Origin of the sequence: Labedella gwakjiensis, assembly GCF_003014675.1 — a bacterium.
Classification (GTDB): domain Bacteria; phylum Actinomycetota; class Actinomycetes; order Actinomycetales; family Microbacteriaceae; genus Labedella; species Labedella gwakjiensis.
The window spans coordinates 589,167-605,605 of record NZ_PYAU01000001.1 but is presented as its reverse complement, the minus strand read 5'-3'; the positions used below and the strand labels follow the sequence as shown (position 1 = coordinate 605,605).

The window sequence follows — 16,439 nt, the reverse complement described above, 5'->3', positions numbered from 1 at the left end:
TGAAAGGACGCCGCTGAGAGGCCGCGTCGTCACCCTCATCTTCTCCCAGCGTCCGAGGTCGCGATCCCGACGGCGCTGGGGGATCGGCCCACACTCCCGCGTCAGCGGGGTCGTGAGGCTGGACCGGTCCGCCGGAGGAACCCTGAACTCCTCCGGCGGTCGGTCATCGCTCGACCCGTCCTCGTCTTCCGACGCCGGGTCGGGCACGCGCCCGATGCGGGGCGGGGGCCCAAACCTCCGCCCCGCATCGAGCGGCCGCCTGCTGTCAGGCCGACGGCTTCCGGAGACGATCCGATTGCTCGGCCGCGCGGTACTCGCCGCGGCGTTCGTCTCCCGGGAGCGGCCGCGACCGTCGTCCGTAGATGAGCTCGGAGGAGTCCAGCAACCAGGGCACGAGGGCGATCGTGACCCCGTGCACGAGCATGAGCTGCTGGCTGATGCGCTTGGCGCGCCGGTTGTGCAGGAACGACTCCCACCAGTGCCCGACGATGTACTGCGGGAGGTACACGGTGACGACCTCGGGCCCGTGCTTCTCCCGGTGCTTCTCGATGTACGCGATCACGGGGTGCGCGTACGCACGGTACGGCGACTCCACGATCACCAGGGGCACGTCGATCTTGAACTCGGCCCACTGCTCGACGAGCTTGTTCGTCGACTCCTCGTCGACCGAGACATGGAGCGCGGCGATCGAGGCGTGCTTCGCGGCGATGGCGTAATCGATCGCCTTGAGGACGGGCTTCTGGAGCTTGCCGACGAGGATGATCGCGTGGTCGCCCTCGGCCCCGAATCGCGGGCAATCATCGACCCGGATCTCGTGCTCGACGTCGCGGTAGTAGCGGTTCACACCGATCATGAGGGTGAAGAGGATCGGCATGAGCACGAAGACGAGCCAGGCGCCGTGCGTGAACTTCGTGATGGTCACGACGATGAGCACGCTCGCCGTGAGCGCGGCGCCTGCCGTGTTGATAGCGAGGCTCACACGGACGGCGCTCGCGTTCGGAGTCCCCTCGCGGAGCAGTCGACGCCAGTGCTTCACCATGCCGAGCTGTCCCAGTGTGAACGACACGAACACGCCGATGATGTAGAGCTGGATGAGCTGCGTGAGGCTCGCCTGGTAGATCACGAGGATCACGCTCGCCGCGAGCCCGAGCACGATCATCCCGTTCGAGTAGACCAGACGGTCGCCGCGCGTGTTGAGGGATTTCGGTGCGTAGCTGTCTCGTGCAAGCACCGATCCGAGCAGCGGGAAACCGTTGAACGCGGTGTTGGCGGCGAGCAGCAGGACGCAGGCGGTCGCGGCCTGGATGATGAAGAACGGGATGCTCCCCATGCCGAAGGTCGCCGCGGCGACCTGCGCCATGAGGCTCGGCTGCGGCGCGGTCTCGCAATTGGCGAACCCGACGAGGTCGCACGCGTTCTCCGCGTAGTGCACACCCGCGATGAGAGCGAGTGCGGTGAGACCGGCGAACATCGTGATGGCCGCGGCTCCCATCATGACGAGCGTCTTCTGAGCGTTCTGGACCTTCGGCTGGCGGAACGCCGGCACACCGTTCGCTACAGCCTCGACTCCGGTGAGTGCGCTGCAGCCGCTCGAGAACGCGCGGAGCAGCAGCAGGATGAATGCGGCTCGGCTGAGGTCGTCGCCCTCGACGATGTAGCCGGCGCTCGAGGCCACAGGAGCATCCCCGAGCAGGGCGCGGCCGAGCCCTGTCACGATCATCACGAGAACGCTGCCGATGAAGAGGTAGGTGGGAATGGCGAAGGCGCGCGACGACTCTCGGACGCCCCGGAGGTTCACGGCCATGAGCAGGAGCACGAAGAACACGGCGAGCTCGACGCGGAGCGGGTTGAGGACGGGGAGCGCCGAGATGATGTTGTCGACACCCGATGCGACGGACACGGCGACCGTGAGCACGTAGTCGACGAGCAGAGCGGACGCGACGACGACGCCGGCCTTCTCTCCCAGATTCTTGTGCGCCACCTCGTAGTCGCCGCCGCCCGACGGGTAGGCCTTGATCAGTTGTCGATAGCTCAGTACGACGACGACGAGGAGGACCACGACGGCCGCCGCGATCCAGGGCGCGAAGGACAGGAACGCCAGCCCGCCGAGCAGCAGGATCATGAGCAGCTCCTGCGGCGCGTAGGCCACGGAGGACAGTGCGTCGGAGGCGAAGATCGGCAACGCGAGCTTCTTGGGCAGGAGCTGGCCGTCGAGTTTCTCGGACGGGAGCGGGTCGCCGATGATCCAGCGCTTGGGGCTGCGGTTGTCGGCGTCGAGCGCGCGACCTTCTGTTGTCACGAGCGGCGACTCTACTCCGGGTCTCGCCCATCGGCCACCCCGCGACGACGAAATATCGTCACCTGTACAGCGGTGATGTTCTCGATGCACACGATGGCCGCGGTTCGAACGGCTATAGGATCGTTCTCACCGCATCCTTGTCCCGGACCCCGACGAATTCCGATCGGTACCTCATGCTTGTCGAGCCCTCGCCCATCCAGCTCGAACGAATACGACTCCATCCCCCGCCTCGGCGCGTCGAACGCCGACCGGCTGTCGATTTCGTCTGACGCCGCGCCCGATCACGATGCTCTACGCGACCCCTCGCCCGGTGGTCATGGAAGTGACACGCGAAGGCGTCAACCGCGCGCTCGACGACGGCGTCGCACTCATCGCCATCGTGGCGGAGAAGGGTCTCGGGAAGACCACCGCCGTTGCGGGGTGGGCCCGCGGCGTCGAATCCGAAGGCGTGTGGGTGTCCGTCCGGGAGGAACTGAGTCAGAGGACCGCGTTCTGGGACCATGTCTTCGGGCTCGCCGAGGACGCGACCACGACAGCCGACGCACCGATCGCGGGACCGGCGGTCGACGGGTCGGACGTGCGGCGCTCGGTCGTCCGGTGGGCGCTGTCCGTGACCCGTCCGTTCGTCCTCGTCGTCGATGGGATCGACCATCTCGAGGACCAGGCTGTCGCCGACCTCGGAGCAGTGTCCGATCTGTCCACCGGAATCCGTATCGTCGTGATCTCTCGACAGGCGGTCTCGCTCCCGCCGCATACCCCCACCGTAGGTGGCGAGGATCTGGTCTTCTCGGAGGAGGAGACCGTCGAGATCCTCCGCAAGGCTGCGCATCGCACCTATCCCGAGGGCGTCGCTCGAACGATTCATCGCGAAGCGTCCGGCTATCCCCCCGTGGTCTCGGCGGTGGCGAGAGACCTCATGCGGTGGTCGGTCGGAGGCGCCGTTCCACCCGGCGCCATCGCGCGCCTCGTCGCTGAGAACGTCGAACGCCTCCTCGTCGCTCCGCTCGGAGGCGTCCTGGTCTCCGACCTGCCGATGCTGCGTCGGATCGCGCTGCTCGAGCACGCATCGGTCGATGAGGCATGCGAGGTCACCGGTGCGCCGGCCGACGTGGTCCGGGCGGCACTCGACGCGGCCGTGCAGGCGAGCCTGGGCCACTGGCGGACGGAGGCCGACGCGTCGGACGCACTCGCGGCTCGGCCTGGCCCGCGCTTCGTCTTCTCACCGGCCGTGGCTCGCGCCCTCGCGGCTCCGCTCCGAGGAAACCTTGTCCACTCGGCGGCGCTCCGGCTCGCAGCGACGATCCGAGGCTCGAGAGGGGAGGTATTCGACGCGATCACCTTGGCGATCGATGGGCGGGACTTCCGGGCTGCCGTGGTGCTCGGCTCAGGCTCGCTCGTCGAGCTGATCACCGACCATACCGACGCCCTCCTGGCTCAGCTCTCGGCCATTCCGATGTCCGAGTTGTCGAAGGACCCTCTCGTCGTCCTGTTTCTCGCGGTCCTTCACGCCCAGCGTCCGCGAGGCCGTCTGGCTATGCTCGCGCTCTTCGCGAAGGCCGACCGGCTCGCCGGTGCCGGCGGAGGTGCGAAGCGTCCCGCCGATCGAGCAGTGCTTCTCGCCGTCCGTTCCGTCGCCCTGCGACTCCTGGGCCGGAGCGATCGGGCCGCGTCGACAGCCCGCAGCGCCGTCGAGTCGCTCGATGCGGCGTCACCGCACGACGCGGAGAATCTCGGCTTGCTCCGATCGTTGGTGCTCGGACAATCCGCGCTCGCCCTGTTCTGGAGCGGCGACCTCGCGGGAGCGCGAACCCTCGCCGTGCGCACCGCGACGACCGATGGTGCGCCGGAGAGGGCGCGACAGCATGCCTGGGCCAAGTCGACCTACATCGAGGCCGTATGGGGCGACATCGTGTCCGCCCGTGACCACTCCAAGGCAGCTCACGCTCTCGATCGCTGGCCCGCCGAGTTCTTTCGTGTCCCCGGGGAGGTGGCCGATGCGCTCATCGCGGCGGAGCCCCTCGACAACACGACGGCCGTCGCGCTCCTCGACGGTCTCGGCCGACGCACGGCGACGACCGAGTTCTGGCCCGTCGCCGTCGTGGTCCGCGCGTATCTGCTGGTCGCCGATCGACAGGCGGGCGATGCCGTCCGGGTGCTCTCCGCGGCTCTCGAGGATCGTTCGGCGGCGCCCGTGTCCGGTCGCGCGCGCCACATCGTGGTCGAGGCCCTCGCGCTCGCCCATCTCGCCAACGGTGAGCGGGCGCTCGCTCGCGCGGCGCTCCGCCAGACCGGCGGACGTCAGCGCGCCTCGGTGGCGTCGGTGCTGCTCATGCTCGCCTCCGACGAGCCTGATGCCGCCATCGCCGCAGTGGGCGAGGGCCTCAGAACTCATGATCCGAGTCCGCGACTGGAGGCGTCCTTCCGCCTGCTCCGGGCGGCGGCCGCGAATCGACAGGGCTACCGGATCGGCGCGGCCCGAGATGTGTCGATCGTGCTGGATATCCTCGCATCCTCAGGGCTCCGCACACCGTGGGCGCTGATTCCGGCTCGTGATCGCGAGGGGATCGAGCGCATCGCCGTCGAGACTCTCGGGCCGGACTCGACGCTCGTCGGCGAGCTCGCCGCCATGCCCCTCCTCGTTCCGGACGTTCCGTCACGCCCGTCGCTCACCACCCGCGAACGGCAGGTCATGATCGCGGTCGCAGCCGGGCGATCGAATGCCGAGATCGCGTCGTTCCTGGGGGTCTCCATCAACACCGTGAGGAAGCAGCGGGCCGGCGCCTACCGGAAGTTGGGTGCGTCCACGCGAGACGAGGCCCTGGCCATCGCGTTGGAGCGCGGTGTCCTGGACGCGGCGGACGACGATCCACGGGAGTAATGTCCGCCGAACGTTTCCGGAAGCTCGGTCCGAGCACGTCGGAAGACCCGGTGAAACCGGCTGGCGACCTGGGGCTCCTCGACACGATCCACTGAGGTCGGTTCGAAGTCGATCGTCGTGAAGGCTGTGGCGAAGCCCGACGGCACGTTCGTTGTCGAGTCCCTCGTCAACGGTGTGGTGACCGAGCGGAGCACCGTCACCGAGTTTGTTCTCGGCCTCCGGCGCCATGGAACGATAAATACCGCTCCTCACCTCGGGCGGGCGCATGGCCGTACCGTCTCAGGATCGCGTGATCCAGCGGGCCGATGGGCTCATCCTTCATGGATGGGCCCGTCGGCCGCTCGGCGTCAGTGCCCCGTGAGCGGCGCGAGGAGGCGGGCGGCGATCGACGGCTTACCCGTCGCCCTCTCCTCGACGTCGGCGACCGTCGTGCCGACGAGGCCGAGGTTCGCTCCGGCGAAGCGGAGCGGCTCCGGCTCCCAGCGCGGCGACGTGTGGCCGACCCACGGGAGAGCGACGATGTCGGTATCCGCGCCGGTCACGAGATCCGCGAGCGTGCGCCCCGCGAGGTTCGTCGTGCCGACGCCGTCACCCACGTAGCCGCCCGCGAGCCCCACCCGGCTGCGCCGGTTGAAGGACACGGTCGCGTGCCAATCTCGGGGCACGCCGAGGGGGCCGCCCCACGAGTGGGTCACCCGCGCGTCGGATGCCGCCGGGAACATATCGACGAGCGTGTGGTGGAGATGCTCGAACACCCGGTCGACCCGGTCGTAGCTGTCGGAGATCGTCGATCCCCAGTGGTACCGGGCGCCGCGGCCGCCGAATGCGAAGCGGTTGTCCGCTGTGCGCTGGCCGTAGATGAGGAGGTGCCGGTAGTCGGTGAACGTCTGACCGTGCTCGATGCCGGTCGACTCCCAGAAGGCGTCGTCGAGCGGCTCCGTCGCGATCATGAGCGAATAGAGCGGCATGATGCGGCGTCCGATTCCGGGCAGCTGCGAACCGTAGGCCTCCGTCGCCAGCAGGATCGACCCGGCGGTGATCCGCGTGCGCCCGACCGGGGTCTCGGCGACGACCTCGCCCTCCGACCATGACACGGCGGCGGTCTGCTCGAAGATCCGCACGCCCCGGTCCTCCACGATCCGGGCGAGCGAGCGGACGAGCTTCGCCGGCTGAATCCGGGCGCAGTCCGGGTTGAACGTCGCCGCGATCGCGCCGTCCGGATGCGAGCGCGACGATTCGGTGCCGCGGAAGTCCCAGAATTCGCGCGTGTCGACCCCGAAGGCGTTGTTCGCCTCGACTTCCGCGAGGGCGGCCGTGCGCTGCACGTCGGACATCGCGAACGACACCGTCCCTCCCTTCGAGAAGTCGCACGCGATGTCCTCGGCGGCGACGACACGGCCGACCTCGTCGACCGTGTCGATCATCGCTTGGCGCATGCGCCTGGCGGCGTCGTGACCGTACTCGGCCACGAGCGACGAGGTCTCGCGTGGGAAGAGCGCAGAACACCACCCTCCGTTGCGGCCGGAGGCGCCGAAGCCGGCGATCTCCTTCTCGATGACGACGATCGACAGTGACGGGTCGTTCTCCGTCAGGTAGTAGGCGGCCCACAATCCCGTGAGGCCGGCGCCGACGATGCACACGTCGACGTCGAGACCGTCGGGTGCGAAGGGGCGGGGGAGGAGATCGTCCGCGCCCTCGGCCGCGAGGGCGTCGAACCAGAAGGAGGTCTCGCGGTACGGACGCGTCGTCATCAGTGTTCTCTTCCCGTTCGACAGGCTCAGGGGCCGAATGATCCGGTCCCTGAGTCTGTCGCCGGGAGCCGGGGTATGACGAGGCGACGCTGCCCCTGGTGAGATCGGGCGTGAGTCGCCCGACGGCCTACAGGCGGTTGCTCGCCTCGGTCAGCACGCTGCGGAGGATCGACTCGATCTCGTCGAACTCGCGCGGCCCCGTGGTGAGCGGCGGCGCGAGCTGGATGACGGGGTCGCCGCGATCGTCGGCGCGGCAGTAGAGGCCGGCGTCGAACAGCGCGCGGGAGAGGAAGCCGCGGAGCAGCCGTTCCGACTCGTCGTCGTCGAACGTCTCCTTGGTCTTCTTGTCCTTCACGAGCTCGATGCCGAAGAAGTAGCCGTCGCCACGGACGTCGCCGACGATCGGGATGTCGAGGAGCTTCTCGAGGGACGAGCGGAAGTACGCGGAGTTGTCGAGCACGTTCTGGTTGAGTCCCTCGCGCTCGAAGATGTCGAGGTTCGCCATGGCGACGGCCGTGGATACGGGGTGTCCGCCGAACGTGTAGCCGTGCGAGAAGGACATCTGACCGTGCGCGAACGGCTCGTAGATGCGATCGCTCACGATCGTGGCGCCGAGGGGGGAGTATCCGCTCGTGAGGGCCTTCGCGCAGGTGATCATGTCGGGGACGTAGTCGTAGGCGTCGCACGCGAACATGTGGCCGATGCGGCCGAACGCGCAGATGACCTCGTCGCTCACGAGCAGGACGTCGTGCTTGTCGCAGATCTCGCGCACGCGCTGGAAGTACCCCTTTGGCGGCGGGAAGCAGCCACCGGAGTTCTGGACGGGTTCGAGGAACACGGCTGCGACGGTGTCGGCGCCCTCGAACTCGATCATCTCCTCGATGCGGTTCGCGGCCCAGAGCCCGAACTCCTCCTCCGTGCCCGTGAAACCCATCTCGTCGGAGCGGTAGTAGTTCGTATTGGGCACGCGGAAGCCTCCAGGCGTGACGGGCTCGTACATCGCCTTCATCGCGGGGATGCCCGTGATGGCGAGGGCGCCCTGAGGTGTGCCGTGGTAGGCGACCGCGCGCGAGATGACCTTCGTCTTCATCGGCTTGCCCTGGAGCTTCCAGAAGTACTTCGCGAGCTTGAAGGCGGTCTCCACGGCTTCGCCGCCGCCCGTGGCGAAGAACACCTTGTTGAGGTCGCCGGGTGCGTAGTCCGCGAGCCGGTCGGCGAGCTCGATCGCCCCCGGGTGCGTGTAGCCCCAGATCGGGAAGAACGCGAGCTGCTCAGCCTGCTTGGCTGCGGCTTCGGCGAGCTCGCGTCGACCGTGACCGGCCGCGACGACGAACAGACCGGAGAGGGCGTCGAAGTACTCCTTGCCGTGACTGTCGTAGATGTGGTGGCCCTCGCCCTTGACGATGATCGGCACTGAGCCCTTCGCGAGCGACGACTGCCGCGCGAAGTGCATCCACAGATGATCGGTCGCCTTGGCGTTGAGGGCGTCGGTGTCGTACGTCACGAGGTCTCCCGTCGCGGGCGTGCGGGTGTCGGAGTCGAACAGGGTCATCTGGTCCCCCAGTTGTAGAGCTGTTTGCGGAGTTTGAGGTAGACGAACGTCTCCGTGGAGAGGACGCCGTCGAGGCTGCGGATCTGCTCGTTGAGGATGTCGAGGAGCTTCTCGTCGTCCTCGCAGACGATCTCGACGAGCAGGTCGAAGCTGCCGGCCGTGAGCACGACGTAGTCGACGGCCGGGATGTCTGCGACGGCGTCGGCGACGGCTCGGGTGTCTCCCGATACGCGGATGCCGATCATCGCCTGACGGAGGAAGCCGAGCTGGAGCGGGTCGGTGACGGCGACGATCTGCATGACGCCACCGTCGATGAGCTTCTGCACACGCTGGCGGACGGCCGCCTCCGAGAGCCCGACGGCCTTACCGATGTCGGCGTAGGAACGTCGTCCGTCGTCCTGCAGTTGCTCGATGATGGCCTTCGATGTGTCGTCGAGGGAGGTGCGGCCATCTTTCGCGGTCATGTCGCCATATTGTCAGTTCACGATGCTCCCAGCAAGCGAATCCGTAGGAAACTCCCCGCCGCACGGTCGAAATCATTAGCATGGAATAACGATCTGTGAGGTGTCTCCTTGTGTCGCCGTTCCGTCCGGAACAGCCGCGGATGGCGCCGCCTGACGGATGTGAGGAAAGGACGAAATCCGCATGGGTGACACCGTCTTCGAGAGACGACCGCCGGCAACCTCCGCCGTCGAGCGCGCGCTGGAGGGGAGTCGGCAGGGGGTGTTCTGGCTCGACGACCTCGGCGTGCGTGACACCCACGAGTCGCTCGCCGGCGACACGACGACCGATCTGCTGATCGTCGGGGGCGGCTACACCGGCCTCTGGACGGCGCTCCGCGCCCTCGAGCGCGATCCGTCGCTCCGCGTCACGGTGGTGGAAGCGAAGACCATCGGATGGGCTGCGTCCGGTCGCAACGGCGGCTTCGTGGAGGCGAGTCTCACGCACGGCTCGGAGAACGGCGCTCGCCGCTGGCCTGACGAACTCGTCGAACTTGAGCGTCTGGGCGTCGAGAACCTCGACGGCATCGAGCAGACGGTCGCGCGGTACGCCCTCGACTGCGAGTTCGAACGCACCGGGTACCTCTCCGTCGCGGTCGAACCGCATCAGGTCCCGTGGCTCGAGGAGTCGGATGGTGAGGGCGGCGCGCGCTTCCTCGGTCAGGACGAGATGCGCGGCCTGGTGAACTCGCCGACCTACCTCGCGGGGCTCTCCGTCCCGCCGCGGGACTCCGCGCTCGTCCACCCCGCGAAGCTCGCGGCCGAGCTCGCCCGCGTGGTCCAGGAGCTCGGCGGCACGATCCACGAGAACACTCTCGTGCGCGGGATCGAGAAAGCAGGGGGAGGGGTGTCCGTCCGCACCTCGGGTGGCACCGTCACCGCCCAGCAGGTCGTGCTCGGCACGAATGCGTTCCCCTCGCTCCTTGCGCGGAACCGTCTGATGACCGTCCCGGTGTACGACTACGTGCTCATGACGGAGCCGCTCACCGCCGCGCAGAAGGCCGACATCGGGTGGGAGGGTCGCCAGGGGATCGGTGATCTCGCGAACCAGTTCCACTACTACCGGCAGTCCGCCGACAACCGGATCCTGTGGGGCGGTTACGACGCGGTGTACCACTCGGGCGGCAAGATCCGTCCGGAGTACGAGCGGCGGCCGGAGTCCTTCCGCAAGCTCGCGTCGCATTTCCTCACGACGTTCCCGCAGCTCGAGGGCATCCGCTTCTCGCACACCTGGGCCGGCGTGATCGACACGAGCACGCAATTCTCTGCGTTCTTCGGGACGGCTTTCGGAGGTCGTGTCGCCTACGCAGCCGGGTTCACCGGACTCGGGGTCGGGGCCACACGCTTCGCCGCCGACGTCATGCTCGACCTCCTGTCGGGCGAGGAGACGGAGCGCACACGCCTCGAGATGGTGCGGAAGCGACCTCTGCCCTTCCCCCCGGAGCCGGCCGCCTCGATCGGTGTGAACGCCACGCGATGGTCGCTCGATCGTGCAGACCACAACGACGGTCGTCGCAACGTGCTCCTCAAGACGCTCGACGCACTCGGCCTCGGCTTCGACTCCTAGGCGTCTCCCGATCTTGTGCGGAACGTCCTCTGCGCGCGACTCTTCGTGCGCAGAGGACGTCCCTGCGTGGGCGGAGCCGGGTCAGGGCTTCGCCACTCCCGCCGTGTAGTGGGCGGAGACCTCCGCAGCCGTGAGCGGTCGGTTGTACGACGCGATGTTGTCGAGCGACCCCGCGAAGTGGCCGTTGGCCGCCGGTGCGAGGTGGCGCCCGGCGAGATTGTGCGCCCCGACGGCCCAGAACGCTCGCCCGCCGAGCATCGCACCCGTTCGGAGGTCTGCGCGGCTCACGCGTGCCGTGCCGTCGACGTAGATGGTGGTGCCGGATGCACCGATCGTGACTGCGAGGTGGTGCCACCGGCCGTCGTTGAACGCTCCCTTGGTGCTGATCGCCTTCGCCGTCCCATCGGTCGCCGTGAAGAGGATCCGACCGGCTGTGTCCATGTAGACGGCGCGATCGAATGCAGAGGTCAGATCGCGTTTCGTCGTCTGCGCGACGAGTGTGCCGCCGGTCTTCGTCGTGGTCTTGAACCACAGCTCGGTGGTGAACGTCGCCGACGTCGGCTCTGCTGCCGCAGTGGCCGCCCACGTGGTCCCGGAGAGCGAATAGGCACGAGCCTTCGGGTTGCGGGCAACCTCCGCGCCGGGCACGCGAGCGCTCAGCGAGTTGACATGGTTCGTCCCGGCCCAGTTGACGGCGAGCGCTCCACTCGACTCACTCATCGGCCAGTACGCTGACGGCTGGTCGGCGAGGACCGCAGAGTCGTAGGTCGAGCGCTGGCCGTCCGAGGCCAGAGCGCCGGTCTTCGGTGCCGTATAGCTGACCGTCTCGCCCCAGGTCTGATTGCCGAACGGATCGCTGGTTCGGATCCTGTACGTGTGTGTGGTGCCGGGAGCAAGGTACCCGTCGGTCGCCTTGATGACGGGACGCATATAGAAATTGGACCGGACGGTCTTCGTGAACACCGGGGTGGTGGTGTTGCCGTCCCTGAATACGTCGTACTGCAGAGAGCCGTTGTCGAAGTCGTAGTTCGCGCGCCACTCGAGCCGCACGTATGTGCCCTGGATTCCAGTGACGGTCGGGGTCACATCGGCGCCTGAGAGGACGGGCCCCTGCTTGTTCGGTGCGATGTCCGGGGAGGCGAACCGGACGAGGCCTGCCTGTGAGACGCCGTTGACCGCCACGAACTCACCGGCCATGAGGACGTAGTCGCCGGAGGCGGTGACGTCCCACGCCGCCTGGGTCATGCCCGTGTAGGTGCCGACGCGGAGGTCGGGGTACCAATCGAGGAGAGACGGCGCGGGATTCCCCGCGAAGTTGACGTATGTCGTCCTCGGCGTGGCTGTCAGAGTGCGGGTGCGCTCCTTCGTGAGCGCGAGCGCGCGGTACCACTTGCCGTGGGACGCCGTATTCGATCGCTCCGGAAAACCGCCCAACGTGTCACAGGCGTGCGCGTGGCTCGCCTTGTAGACGACGTCACGATGCGAGAACGCCGAGTAGGTGTCGCCGTGGCAGTCTTCGACCCAGTCGAGCCGACCGTCGTCCCATGAGGCCTTGAAGGTCCCCTCGAAGTTCCCGCCCTTGTGGACGGTGGTCCAGATGCCCGTGCCGTAGACGAACTCGCCGTCGGTCGAGAGCGATGTCACGGCCGAGTTGCTCGTGGCGTTGCGGACGACCTTGTTGACCTTCCACGGCAGCATCTGCGCGTTGTCGGCGCGGACCATGCCCATGCCGTAGCCCGACTGGTTGGTGTCGAGGGGGTTCGAGCCGTTCAGGGAATTGAAGTTGCCGGAGATGACGACCTTGCTCCCGTCAGGCGAGACCACGATGGCCTGAACGAGGTCGCTGCCCGTGATCTTCTTCTTGGTCCCGCCGTACATTCCGTTGGGAACGCCCTTGGGGTCGACACGGGGCTTCGGATTCCAGGCGCGGTCCACCTGGCCGTCGAGCGTGAACGAGGCGACCCGATCGAACCCCTCGGCCTTGCCGGCGCTCGCGAACGCGCCCCCCACGTAGACGCGTGTGGCCGATGCGGCGACCGTGTACGCCGACGAGTTGAGGTAGGGCTTGAAATCGGACACGACACTGCCCGTCGTCAGATCGATCGCGGCGATGCGGTAGCGAGTGAGTCCGGCGACCGTGGTGAAGGAGCCGGCGGCATAGAGCCGCTTTCCGTCGGGAGAAGCCGCGAGTGAGCGGACCCGGGCGTTGAAGGGGATGTTCACGTCGAGCAGAGCGCCCGTCTTCAGGTCGTAGGCGAGGAAGTTCTTCCTCTCGACAGCCTTGTCCGCCCCGTCGCCCGGTTGCCTGGCACGCTGGAAGTCGCCGCCGACGTAGACCACATCGCCGACGACGACCTGGTCCCAGACCACGCCGCCGTTGATGTTGTCGCCCTTCTCGTGCGCAAGTCCTGTGCCGATCTGGGCGGTCGGCAGGCCGTCGGACGAGACGGTCTGCGGCACCGCCGTGTCGGCCGGTCGGGTGTCGGCAAGAGCCGGCGACAGAGGGACCACGTTGCTCACGGCGAGTGTCGCGGCAGCGGCGACGATGGCGATCAACGCCCGTCGCTGAGGACGGCGACGCGGTGTTCGGACGGCGCGCGCGGGCGCACTGACGGTGTTCATGGATCTCTCAATCTCTGCCCGACGATTCGGTTCGGACAGCCCCCGGGCGCCGTTCCCCCAGCACCTACCCGAGAAAGTGTGACATCTCCTCACGTTCGACGGCTCGGGTTCTCCCCATCCCCTCGTCCGGGTGGCACGGCCCGTCACGGCCTTTGCGGGGTGACAGGCGCCCCCTTCCTCGTCCCCCCAGACCCCAAAAAGATCGCGATCCACCTTGAAATTTCATGGTGGATCGCGATCTTAATGGGGTCCCGGGGGAGGGAGGGGGGGAGCGTCAGCCGCCTGCCAAGGTCTGGGCGAGGCTCGAGCCCTCTCCCGTCTTCTTGCTCGCTCGGCTCAGCACGACCGCCACGAGGCCGAGCGCCACGAGGGTGAGCAGCAGCATCACGGTCGACATGGCGGCGATCTCGGGCCGCAGCGTCGATCGGAGCGAGGCGAACACGTACACGGGCCACGGCGTGGAACCGGCGACCGACACGAAGCTCGAGAGCACCGTGTTGTCGAGGCTGAGCGTGAACGAGAGCAGGGCGCCCGAGATCACCGCCGGCCGCATGAGGGGGAACGTGATCGTCCAGAACCGCTGGATCGGTGGGGCGCCGAGGTCGGCGGCCGCCTCCTCGAGCGACTCGTTGAGCCCTGCCATCCGCGCGCGAACGATGAACGTGACCACCGCGCACGCGAAGAGCGAGTGAGCGATCACGAGCCGCACCTGACCCAGGTTGAAGATCGAGAGGCCCCAGTCCGCACCCAGCGTGACGAACCACGGCAGCAGCGAGACGGCGTTCACGATCTCGGGCGTCACCATCGCGAGGCCGAGGAGCGCGATGAGCCACACGGTCCACCGGCCTCCGCGCCGAGCGAGGGCCACCCCGGCGAACGAACCGAGGATCGTCGAGACGACGGCCGAGCCGGCCGCAGCCGCGAGCGACACCTGAATGGTCGCGACGATCGTGGGGTTGTTGAAAGCCGCTGCGTAGGAGTCGAACCCGAACCCCTGCCACGACTGCAGCTGTCGACCCGTGTTGAACGAATACGCCACGATCACGAGCACGGGGAAGAACAGGAACAGGAGGCCTCCGATGCCCCACACGCCGAGGAGTGCATCGCCCACAGCCGGAGGACGCTTGCGCGACCGTGGCTCCGTGGCGCTCGCCGTGGCCGCACGCTCGGTCGTCGACGTCTCCACCGTCGCGGTCATGAGATCGCCCCCGTCCTGTCCAGATCGCCCAGATGGCGGAACCGCGCGAGCGCGACCCCGATGAGCTTGAAGAGCACACCGAAGGCGATCACGACGAGCAGGATCGCCAGCATGAGCACGATGGCCATCGCCGAACCGAGCGCCCAGTTCTGGGCCCTCTGGAACTGACCGGCCACCATCTGCCCGACCATGCTGCCCGACGCGCCGCCGAGCACACTCGGCGTGATGTAGTCGCCCATGAGCGGAACGAACACGAGGATCATGCCCGACATGATGCCCGGCCGGGCGAGCGGGACGGTCACCCTCCAGAAACTCGACCACCAGCTGCCGCCGAGGTCGCGGCTCGCCTCCAGGAGACGGTGGTCCATGCGCTCGAGCGCCACGTAGAGCGGCAGGATCATGAGCGGGAGGTAGTTGTAGACCACACCGAGCTGCACGGCCTGCTGCGTGTAGAGCACCTGCAGCGGACCGTTCAGCACCCCGACCGCGTTGAGGAAGTCCGAGAGGAAGCCCTCGGGGCTCAGCGTGATCTGCCACCCGATCGTGCGCACGAGGAAGTTCGTCCAGTACGGCACGAGCACGAGGGCCAGCACGATGCCGCGCGCACGCGGCGACAGCTTGACGGCCATCCAGTACGCGATCGGGAAACCGATGAGCAGGCACAGCGCGGTTCCCGTGATCGAGATCTGCGTCGTCCGCCAGAACGTCGTGAGGAACGCCGGATCGAGCGCCTCGACGTAGCGGGCGAGCGACAGGACGTCGTTCGAGTGCGTCACGTAGAGGCTCGGCTTCTCGCCGAAGCTGTACCAGAGGATGAGCCCGAACGGGACGATGAAGAAGAACACGAGCCACACGGCGATCGGGAGGGCGAGGAGCCCCACCGAACCGGTGAACCGCCGCTTCGCGCGCGGGGGTGCCGCCGCGACAGCCGTCATTGTCCCGCCGCCGCCGTCAGCTCGTCGTAGATCGAGACGATGGTCTGTTCGGCATCCGTGAGCTGCGCGAACACGAGCTTGTCGACCTGCTCGTCCGTGAAGAAGATGAGCTCGGGCATCTCGACGCCCGCATCCGCCGCCATCTCCTCGATGCCGGTGACCGCGGTGTTGTAGCCGATGTACACGAGCTCCTGGAGGGAGACCTCGGGGTCGAGCACGTAGTTGATGAACTCGTGTGCGGCGTCGGCGTTCGGCGCACCCTTCACGATCGCCCAGTTGTCCTGCCACAGGTTGCCGCCCTCCGACGGCGTCACGTAGCGGTAGCGCTCACGATCGGCGTTGTTGAGGATGCCCTGTCGGGCGTCGCCGTTCCACGCGTGGGCCAGGGTGCGCCCGTTCTGAGCGATGGTGCCACTCGGGTACGACTCGAACGCCTGGACGTGGGGCGCGATCGTCTCGGTGATGAACACGCGGTACTCCTCGAGGTGTCCCTCGTCCGTCGTGTTCGGGTCGATGCCCTTCCACAGGAAGTAGGCGTAGGCGATCTCACCCGGGTCCTCGAGGAGGGAGAGCTTGCCGCTCGCCTCGTTCTGTGCGGCGTCCCAGAAGTCGGCCCACGAGGTGAGCTCACGCGTGATGATCGTGGTGTCGTAGACGAAGCCCGTCGAGCCCCAGTCCTTCGGCACGGAGTACTTGTTGCCCGGGTCGAACTCCTGGTCGATGTACGCCGGGTCGAGGTTCTCCATGTTGGGGAGCTTCGAGTGGTCGAGCTCCTCGAGCAGATTCGACGCCGCCATCTGCGGGATGTACTGGTGCGTCGGCACGCAGAGGTCGTACCCGCTCGTACCGCTCGCGGTGACGAGCTTCGAGATCATCTCCTGGTTCGAGCCGTAGCTGTCGATCGTGATCGCGGCACCGTTGTCGGCCGTGAAGGCCTTGAGCACGTCTGGGTCGTCGTACTCGCCCCACGTGTAGATGTTGAGGCCGCCGGAGGAGCTCCCGCCGCCACCGCCGGTCGAGCAGGCCGCGAGCGTCGCGGAGACGCCCAGGCCGAGCGCACCGCCGAGGAAGATGCGGCGCGAGAGTCCTTTGGCCATGGCCTCGGGAAGGAGCACGCGAACGGGCTTGTCTGACATG

General features: G+C 67.6%; 10 protein-coding genes. 2 read left to right on the top strand and 8 right to left on the bottom strand.

The window, feature by feature from the left end; translation table 11 throughout:
• Window positions 1-265: 265 nt before the first annotated feature.
• On the bottom strand, window positions 266-2,299 hold the full coding sequence (locus CLV49_RS02750) for an APC family permease (RefSeq protein ID WP_243696791.1): 2,034 nt from the start codon (window positions 2,297-2,299) through the stop codon (window positions 266-268).
• Window positions 2,300-2,615: 316 nt separating this feature from the next.
• On the opposite strand from CLV49_RS02750, the gene CLV49_RS02745 reads away from it, so the two are divergent.
• A complete protein-coding gene (locus tag CLV49_RS02745) occupies window positions 2,616-5,177 on the top strand; it encodes a LuxR family transcriptional regulator (protein WP_158261885.1) in 2,562 nt (853 codons plus the stop codon).
• Window positions 5,178-5,524: 347 nt separating this feature from the next.
• On the opposite strand, the gene CLV49_RS02740 is transcribed toward CLV49_RS02745, so the two are convergent.
• From CLV49_RS02740 to CLV49_RS02730, 3 genes are all read right to left on the bottom strand, one after another.
• The gene (locus CLV49_RS02740; RefSeq protein WP_106562166.1) at window positions 5,525-6,928 is read right to left on the bottom strand and encodes an NAD(P)/FAD-dependent oxidoreductase; all 1,404 of its coding nucleotides are present in this window, start codon (window positions 6,926-6,928) and stop codon (window positions 5,525-5,527) included.
• A gap of 127 nt (window positions 6,929-7,055) precedes the next feature.
• On the bottom strand, window positions 7,056-8,480 hold the full coding sequence (locus CLV49_RS02735) for an aspartate aminotransferase family protein (protein ID WP_106562165.1): 1,425 nt from the start codon (window positions 8,478-8,480) through the stop codon (window positions 7,056-7,058).
• Window positions 8,477-8,944, bottom strand: coding sequence for an Lrp/AsnC family transcriptional regulator (locus tag CLV49_RS02730; RefSeq protein ID WP_106562164.1), 468 nt, complete (start codon window positions 8,942-8,944; stop codon window positions 8,477-8,479). Before CLV49_RS02730 ends, CLV49_RS02735 begins: the two co-directional genes overlap by 4 nt.
• A 181-nt stretch (window positions 8,945-9,125) precedes the next feature.
• Here CLV49_RS02730 and CLV49_RS02725 point away from each other — a divergent pair, with 181 nt between their 5' ends.
• Entirely contained in the window at window positions 9,126-10,547 is a 1,422-nt protein-coding gene (locus tag CLV49_RS02725; RefSeq protein WP_106562163.1) for an NAD(P)/FAD-dependent oxidoreductase, read from the top strand.
• Window positions 10,548-10,628: 81 nt separating this feature from the next.
• Here the strand turns inward: CLV49_RS02725 and CLV49_RS02720 are convergent, their stop codons facing one another.
• The 4 genes from CLV49_RS02720 to CLV49_RS02705 form a co-directional block, all read right to left on the bottom strand.
• Window positions 10,629-13,169, bottom strand: coding sequence for a LamG domain-containing protein (locus CLV49_RS02720; protein ID WP_106562162.1), 2,541 nt, complete (start codon window positions 13,167-13,169; stop codon window positions 10,629-10,631).
• A 274-nt stretch (window positions 13,170-13,443) separates the two neighbouring features.
• On the bottom strand, window positions 13,444-14,367 hold the full coding sequence (locus CLV49_RS02715) for an ABC transporter permease (RefSeq protein ID WP_106562161.1): 924 nt from the start codon (window positions 14,365-14,367) through the stop codon (window positions 13,444-13,446).
• Window positions 14,364-15,302 carry an ABC transporter permease gene (locus CLV49_RS02710; RefSeq protein WP_106562160.1) on the bottom strand — a complete coding sequence of 313 codons (939 nt, stop codon included), beginning with the start codon at window positions 15,300-15,302 and terminating at the stop codon, window positions 14,364-14,366. Before CLV49_RS02710 ends, CLV49_RS02715 begins: the two co-directional genes overlap by 4 nt.
• Window positions 15,299-16,438 carry an ABC transporter substrate-binding protein gene (locus CLV49_RS02705; RefSeq protein WP_106562159.1) on the bottom strand — a complete coding sequence of 380 codons (1,140 nt, stop codon included), beginning with the start codon at window positions 16,436-16,438 and terminating at the stop codon, window positions 15,299-15,301. The genes CLV49_RS02710 and CLV49_RS02705 overlap by 4 nt, the downstream gene beginning before the upstream one ends.
• Window position 16,439: the final 1 nt, after the last annotated feature.